This is a genomic window from Mesorhizobium sp. M7A.F.Ca.CA.002.09.1.1 (genome assembly GCF_003998555.1).
GTDB lineage: Bacteria > Pseudomonadota > Alphaproteobacteria > Rhizobiales > Rhizobiaceae > Mesorhizobium > Mesorhizobium ciceri.
On sequence record NZ_RZRR01000550.1, the window covers coordinates 1 to 3,848 of the forward strand.

At 64.9% G+C, this 3,848-nt stretch carries 3 protein-coding genes; all 3 read left to right on the forward strand.

Annotation, left to right across the window (positions count from 1 at the left end; genetic code table 11):
- Positions 1-148: 148 nt before the first annotated feature.
- The 3 genes from EN994_RS21710 to EN994_RS21720 are packed head-to-tail and all read left to right on the forward strand — an operon-like array spanning position 149 to position 3,776.
- Positions 149-1,969, forward strand: a complete 1,821-nt coding sequence (locus EN994_RS21710) for a sensor histidine kinase (RefSeq protein WP_127312786.1) — start codon at positions 149-151, stop codon at positions 1,967-1,969.
- Complete coding sequence (locus EN994_RS21715; protein WP_063167596.1) at positions 1,966-3,357, forward strand: sigma-54 dependent transcriptional regulator; 1,392 nt, start codon at positions 1,966-1,968, stop codon at positions 3,355-3,357. The genes EN994_RS21710 and EN994_RS21715 overlap by 4 nt, the downstream gene beginning before the upstream one ends.
- Entirely contained in the window at positions 3,354-3,776 is a 423-nt protein-coding gene (locus EN994_RS21720; protein WP_063167597.1) for a GNAT family N-acetyltransferase, read from the forward strand. The genes EN994_RS21715 and EN994_RS21720 overlap by 4 nt, the downstream gene beginning before the upstream one ends.
- Positions 3,777-3,848 lie beyond the last annotated feature (72 nt).

The following is a 3,848-nucleotide window of genomic DNA, read 5'->3' on the forward strand; positions in this document are numbered from 1 at the left end:
GACAATACTTGTGCGGATTTCCGCACAAGTGGCGTTTGCCTGGGCGGATTTTCGCATTACACTGACCGGAAAGCCGCGAAGAAAAGGGAGAGGGCAGACGCCGCAGGCAGGCACCGATAGCGAATCCCAAGGGTTTGCCGGCCGTGAGTTGCTGCGCGAGGCGGTGGCCCGGCTGCGCGACGGCCGCTGGCTTGCCGTGGTCGCAGCCCTTGCCGTCCTGGCTGGCGCGATCGCCATCGCCGGGCGCATCGCCTCCGGCCAGGCGGCCGACAATCTGCGCGACACAGCACTTGCCGCTCTGCCGCTGGCGGCGGGAACGCTGACCGGCGAAATCGAAAAGCAGCGCCTGGTTCCCTTGGTGCTGGCCCGCGACGATGCTGTGCGGGGCGCGCTGCGCCGGGCCGGGAAGATGCAAGAAGCGGCCCTGAACGACAAGCTCAAGGCGATTGCCGGCGATGCCTCGGCCTCCGCCATCTATGTCATCGATACGGCAGGCATCGCCATATCAGCCAGCAATGCCGGCGAACCGACCAGCTTTGTCGGCATCGACTATAATTTCCGGCACTATTTTCAGGAGGCGATGGCGAAAGGTGCTGCCAGCCAATATGGCCTCGGCACGATCAGCGGACGGCCGGGACTCTACCTTTCGAGCCGCGTCGACGATAACGGCAAGCCGCTTGGCGTTGCGGTGTTGAAGGTCGAGCTCGACGGCGTCGAGGCAAATTGGCGTTCCAGCGGTTTCCTTGTCTTTGTCACCGATGAACGAGGCGTCGTGCTGGCCACCAGCCAGCCCGACTGGCGGTTTCGTGCGCTGGCACCACTGTCGGCCGAGGACGTGGCCGCCGCCCATGAGCAACTGCAATTGGCCGATGCTGCCTTCGAGCCGCTGCCGTTCAGACGCGGCGCCGGCGATGGCCTGGCGACGATCGACAACGCCGGAAAACCACGCCAGTTCGTCGAGGTGGTGCAGGATTTGCCCGGTGCAGTCCCAGGCTGGCGTCTGTGGCTGCTGACGCCCGCCGACGCTGCTCTCTCCTCGGCCGCCAATACGGCGCGCCTGACCACGCTCCTGGGCTTGCTGCTTCTAGGCTTGATTGCCTACGTGCTGACCCGGCGCCGGCGAACGCGCAGGCTGCGGCAGGAAGCGCTGGCGCGCATGAATGCCGAGCTCGAAAGCCGGGTCAGCACGCGAACGGCCGAGCTGACGCGCTCCAACACCGCACTTGCCGGCGAAATCGCCGAGCGCGAGAATGCCGAAGCCAAGGTCCGCCGACTGCGCGACGATCTCGCCCAGGCCAACCGGCTTTCCATCCTCGGCCAGATCGCCGCCGGCGTGGCGCATGAGATCAACCAGCCGGTCGCCGCCATCCGCACCTATGCGGAGAATGCAGGTCGTTTTCTGGACAGCGGCAAGACCGGATCGGCCAGCGGCAATCTGACATCGATCGTTTCGATGACCGAACGCATCGGCGCGATCACCGGCACCTTGCGCACTTTCGCCCGCCGGCCGGGCGTCGCCGCTTCGCCGCTGCCGGTGCGCGAGGCGATCGACGGCGCGCTGTCGCTGCTGTCAGGCCGCATACGCGATTCCGGCGTCACCATCGTCAGGCCGCGCGGCAATGCCTCGCCGGTGGTCATGGCGAGCCGCATCCGGCTGGAGCAGATCCTGGTCAATCTTTTGCAAAATGCATTGGACGCGATGAAGGACCAGCCCGATCCGCGCATCGAGATCGAACTCGCCGAGCGCGGTGATCGAGTGCTGATTTCGGTGCGCGACAATGGACCCGGCCTTGGTCCGGAGGCGGCCGGCAATCTGTTCATGCCGTTCCAGACCACCAAGGAGAAGGGGCTTGGCCTGGGGCTGGTGATCTCGCAGGAGATCGCCCAGGAATTGGGCGGCACGCTGCGGCTCGATCCCGGCAATGGCAGCGGCGCATCCTTCACCATCGATTTGAGGCGAATTGAATGACAGACGGATCAGGGCTGGTCGCGCTCGTCGACGACGATGCGGACCTCCTTCACGCCACCACGCAATTGCTCGAGCTTGCCGGCTTCACGGTGGTCGCACTCGACGCCGCCGAGGCAGCACTTGCCGTCGTCGACAGGAATTTCGAGGGCGTCGTCGTCAGCGATATCCGCATGCCAGGCATGAATGGTCTGCAGCTGTTCGATCGCATCAAAGCGATCGACGCGGATATACCGGTGATCCTGGTTACCGGGCATGGCGACGTCGATCTCGCTGTGGCCGCGCTCAAGGACGGCGTTTACGATTTCATTCCGAAACCCTATGCCGGAGAACGCCTTGTCGAGGCGCTGAAACGGGCGAGTGAGAAGCGGCGGCTGGTGATGGAAAACCGGCGGCTGCGCGAAGCCGCGGCATTGGCCGCCGACGGCCTGCCGCTGATCGGCGAGGCGCCTGCCATCAAGCGGTTGCGCGAGACCTTGCGCCAGATCGCCGACATGGATGTCGATGTGCTGGTCGAGGGAGAAACGGGAACCGGCAAGGAAGTGGTGGCGGACCTCCTGCACCGATGGGGGCGGCGGCGCGCAAAACCCTTCGTCGCGCTGAATTGCGGCGCTCTGCCGGAGACGGTCATAGAGAGCGAGTTGTTCGGCCACGAGGCTGGCGCGTTCACCGGCGCGCAGCGGCGGCGGATTGGCAGCATCGAGCATTCGAGCGGCGGCACGCTGTTTCTCGACGAGATCGAATCCATGCCGCCTGCGCTCCAGGTCAAGCTGCTGCGCGTGCTCGAAACGCGCAGCCTCACGCCGCTTGGCTCGAACGAGATACGGCGCATCGATCTCAGGGTCGTCGCAGCGACCAAGGTCGATCTCGGGCGGCCGGACCAGCGCGGCGATTTTCGCGAGGATCTGTATTTTCGCCTCAACGTGGTGACGCTGCGCATTCCGCCGCTACGTGAACGCCGCGGCGATATCCCGATGCTGTTCGGGCATTTCCTCGGCAAGGCGGCCGAACGGTTTGGCCGGCCTGTCGCCAAAGTGAATGCAGCCGTCAGCGATCATCTCCAGTCGCATGACTGGCCGGGCAATGTGCGCGAGCTCGCCCATTTCGCCGATCGCGTCGCGCTCGGTCTCGGCCCGGACGAGGAGATGAAAACGGTTCGCGCGCATTCGCCGGAGCCTGCGGCAGCATTGCCCGAACGGGTCGGCCACTATGAGGCGCAACTGATCCGCGATGCGCTACGCGACCATGGCGGCGACGTGCGCGCCGCCATCGACGTGCTCGGCGTGCCGCGTAAGACCTTTTATGACAAGCTCAAGCGCTACGGCATTGCCGCGTCCGAATTTCGCAATGGCGGCGATGCCGATACGCAACCCATCTCGGAAAAGCGATGAACACGACACTGCAAACGACGGCAAATCCCTCGCCGCAAGACCTCACTTTTCTCAGCGAAAGGCTGACGGCGTTCAACGACGGCGATGTCGGCGCGTCCGAAAGGCATGCGCTTGCGGTGTTCGTGCGCGACGACGCCGGCGCGGTCGTCGCCGGCATTTCCGGCTACACCGCCTGGGGATGGCTTTATGTGCAATGGCTCTGGGTGGATGAGCGGCTGCGTGGCCAGCACATGGCCGGCAAGATGCTGGACGCGGCCGAACATGAAGCGGTGGCGCGCGGCTGTCAAAACGCCTGGATCGACACCTTCAATCCGAATGCCGCCAAGGTCTATCAGCGCCAGGGTTATCAGCCCTTTGGAACACTTGCCGACTTCCCCGTCGGCCGCAGCCGCATCTTCCTGCAGAAGAAACTGGCTTAACCGGCGAGTTTTCCGCCCTGCATCGGCCGCGGTGCGCCGGTCGTGCTCGGAAAACTGATCGGCAGGCCGCGC

What these genes read in the sequence shown, in the direction of transcription:
- EN994_RS21715 (WP_063167596.1), top strand. Translation starts at nt 1,966, where the DNA reads ATGACAGACGGATCAGGGCTGGTCGCGCTCGTCGACGACGATGCGGAC.
- EN994_RS21720 (WP_063167597.1), top strand. Translation starts at nt 3,354, where the DNA reads ATGAACACGACACTGCAAACGACGGCAAATCCCTCGCCGCAAGACCTC.